The sequence below is a fragment of the Rhodohalobacter sp. genome, assembly GCF_041686455.1.
Lineage (GTDB): Bacteria > Bacteroidota > Rhodothermia > Balneolales > Balneolaceae > Rhodohalobacter.
Genome location: NZ_JAWLDW010000202.1, coordinates 1 through 2991, shown reverse-complemented (window position 1 = coordinate 2991; position 2991 = coordinate 1). Strand labels below are relative to the sequence as shown.

The following is a 2991-nucleotide window of genomic DNA, read 5'->3' as shown; positions in this document are numbered from 1 at the left end:
GTTTTGATATAGATCACATGCTCGTCAGCGAGCAATTTCTGAAGTTTGTCAGCGACTTTCTTCCGGTCTGATTCTTTTATTCCAATATCCATAGTACTCTCAACTCGTTTCTTTCAGATTTTAAATAGTCGTCCCGACTGCCTGATTTCACCGAACAGCCTTTAATAGATATTTAGACATTAAACTCTAAAATAAAGTAATAAAAAAGATCTCCTATTCCAACATATTCGATCAACATTTATTTATCTGGCAATCTGCTAACCTCAAGATTACAATGCGTTTAAAGACCCTTCAGTCTTAAACATGCAGCTAATCCTTACTCAGTGGTTTACCCAGGCTTACAATACTCTCCCCACTCTTGATATCTTCAGATAGCTCAAGGAGCGTTTTGGTTTCAAAGAGTTCACGAATATTATTTCGTACATGTTTATACTCATTGTGGATCGGGCATGGATGATCATCATCACATTTTTTAAATCCGATTCCGCACTGAGTAAATACATCCAGACCATCTATTGCATCAATCACTTCTATCAACGTGATGTCGTCTGCAGGTCTGCTCAGACTAAATCCTCCGGTTGGGCCCTTCATTGAATTCAGCAAACCATTTTTTACGAGCATCTGCAAAATTTTACTGAGGAAATGCTTGGGAATCTCCTGTTTTTCTGCAATCTGGCCCAAGTCTACATTTTTACCATCGGTAGAATGCAGCGCTATATAAATCATGGCTTGCAAGCCATAGTGACATGAAGTCGAGAACATTGTGGTCTAATTTGATATTTAGGGTTGGATTCACTCCAGTGTTACACCCTTAATTAGGAGGGGTAATAACTAATTATGGAGGTGAATATACAAAATTGACATGGAAAATATATTCCACATTTACCCAAACATTAGTTTGCTAATCAGCAGTCAACGGTCCCCATGCTTTTTCTATCACAAGATCCCTGACTCTGTCTGCAGTATCCGTGCAATATTTCACATGATCCACACTATTACAGAAGTAAAGATTCTCTTTAGTCTCCGTTACATCCGCTTTGGATTTACAGTGAACATTGGAAAAATCAATATCCATCGCATTTGAATCATACCGGTTGATATAATCCATCATCTGCTCCATTGTAAGTTCCTGTTCGGGAGTATCTCCGTTTTGATCGGTATAGATCATATAAAGACACTGTATAAATCTGTACAGTGCACTTCGTGCAAATACGCAAACTGAATAGTTTACTACATCCTCAGCCGGTTTATAGAGTTCATTGCGGGCATTGTATAGCTCAGAATCTGCCTGCTTGAATAACTCTTTGATCATTTCGTTACTCATAACTTTAGGGTTTTTAATTAAGCGATTACTTGTATCCTGAGCTCATTGTCATATCTACATTCCAAACATTTGAACGGATTCTCGCGCCATTTCAAAAATTGGTGTGAAGTAAACACCAAACAGTAATGTAGGTATGAGCAACAGCAACAGAATAATCTTAGTACCGGCATCAAATTCAAGCTTTTCGGCGCCCTCATCGGGTTTGTAGAAAAACATATTTCGCACTACCCGGATGTAATAAAATAGTGACACAACAGTGGTGATACCGGCAATCAGAACCAACCAGAACCAACCTGCACTTATTGCAGCTCCAAAAATATAGAGCTTTGCGATAAATCCGGCCGTGGGTGGAAAACCGGTTAATGCCACGAGAAAAACGGTCATAGACACACCCATCAACGGAGCGCGGTGCCCCAGCCCTTTGTACTTCTCAATTGATTCTGTACCCGTTTGGTTTGAGAAAAGCATTGCCACATAAAATGCTCCCAGGTTCATAAACAGGTAAACAAACACATAAATCATTATAGCTGATAAGCCTTCGTTGGTTAAGATGACGAAACCCATCATGATGTACCCGGCATGAGCAATACTGGAATAAGCCAGCATCCGCTTAATATTATCCTGCCGTAGTGCAGTCAGATTACCAACAACCATTGCCAAGGCTGCCAAAACAGCCAGAATAACATTCCAATTCAAGACGTCTAACATACTCCAGATGGCACCGTCACCGGCCACACTCAAATCAGAGAATGAAATCCGGAAGAAGCGGATTGTCATAGCCAGAGCTGCAATTTTGGAGGCTACGGATAAATACGCTGTAATTGTTATTGGAGCACCTTCATATACATCCGGTGCCCAAAAGTGAAACGGTACCAGGGCAAGCTTGAAGCCAAGCCCTGCAATAATCATAATTATTGAAATCGTCAGCAAAAGAGGTTGATTCAAATCACCGGCCAAAGCCATATTGACTGCATAAATATCTGTTGCGCCGGTCAGTCCAACAAGAAGTGAAATACCATAGATCATAATCCCCGAGGCAACTGCACCATAGATGATATACTTCATGGATGCTTCGGAGGATTTATCCGATTTTTTAGTAAACCCAACCAGTACATAAGAACTGATACTGGTCATCTCAAAAGCCAGGTACATCAACAGTAGATTTGTTGAACTTACCATCAGAAACATGCCCAATATCATTCCGGCCATCAGCATGTAGTATTCACTGATCCGGTTTGAATACTCATCCAGCTCACGGGATTTCATTGAAAAAAGGATTACAAACAGAGTAGCCAGAGTTAGTAATAACTTGAAATAGAGTGCAAATGGATCAACCGCAATCATATCATAGAAAACGGAGTTATTCCAACCCGTCTGAACCAGTAAGAGTACTGCGGTAACTACCATACCGCCAAACAGAATTGCCCCACCGGTATGCCCTTTTCGTTTCACAAACAGATCTGCTACAATAATCCCGCAAAGAGTCACCACAATTGCAATCTCCGGGTAGAAATGAATGATGCTATTTAAAATATTGTCAACCATGTTCAAGAATCTCTTCTAAGTTAGTTGCCTTAAACGGCTTTTAATTTTTTGTGATGACAAAATTGTTAAACTCCTTGGGTCACTAATTCCACAAGGTGACTGAGTGATGCATTCATCAATTC

3 protein-coding genes are annotated in these 2991 nt (G+C 40.3%); all 3 read right to left on the bottom strand.

Annotated elements, in window-relative coordinates:
• Positions 1 to 309: 309 nt before the first annotated feature.
• The 3 genes from ACESM0_RS13545 to ACESM0_RS13535 all read right to left on the bottom strand — a co-directional run bounded on the left by ACESM0_RS13545 (position 310) and on the right by ACESM0_RS13535 (position 2869).
• Entirely contained in the window at positions 310 to 762 is a 453-nt protein-coding gene (locus ACESM0_RS13545) for an RrF2 family transcriptional regulator (protein ID WP_372906735.1), read from the bottom strand.
• 139 nt (positions 763 to 901) lie between these two features.
• Positions 902 to 1324, bottom strand: a complete 423-nt coding sequence (locus ACESM0_RS13540) for a hypothetical protein (RefSeq protein ID WP_372906734.1) — start codon at positions 1322 to 1324, stop codon at positions 902 to 904.
• 54 nt (positions 1325 to 1378) lie between these two features.
• Positions 1379 to 2869, bottom strand: coding sequence for an NADH-quinone oxidoreductase subunit N (locus tag ACESM0_RS13535; RefSeq protein ID WP_372906736.1), 1491 nt, complete (start codon positions 2867 to 2869; stop codon positions 1379 to 1381).
• Positions 2870 to 2991: the final 122 nt, after the last annotated feature.

Bases quoted from the DNA above. Each gene is read 5' to 3' on its own strand.
- ACESM0_RS13540 (WP_372906734.1), bottom strand. From the start codon at position 1,324: ATGAGTAACGAAATGATCAAAGAGTTATTCAAGCAGGCAGATTCTGAG.
- ACESM0_RS13535 (WP_372906736.1), bottom strand. From the start codon at position 2,869: ATGGTTGACAATATTTTAAATAGCATCATTCATTTCTACCCGGAGATT.
- ACESM0_RS13545 (WP_372906735.1), bottom strand. From the start codon at position 762: ATGTTCTCGACTTCATGTCACTATGGCTTGCAAGCCATGATTTATATA.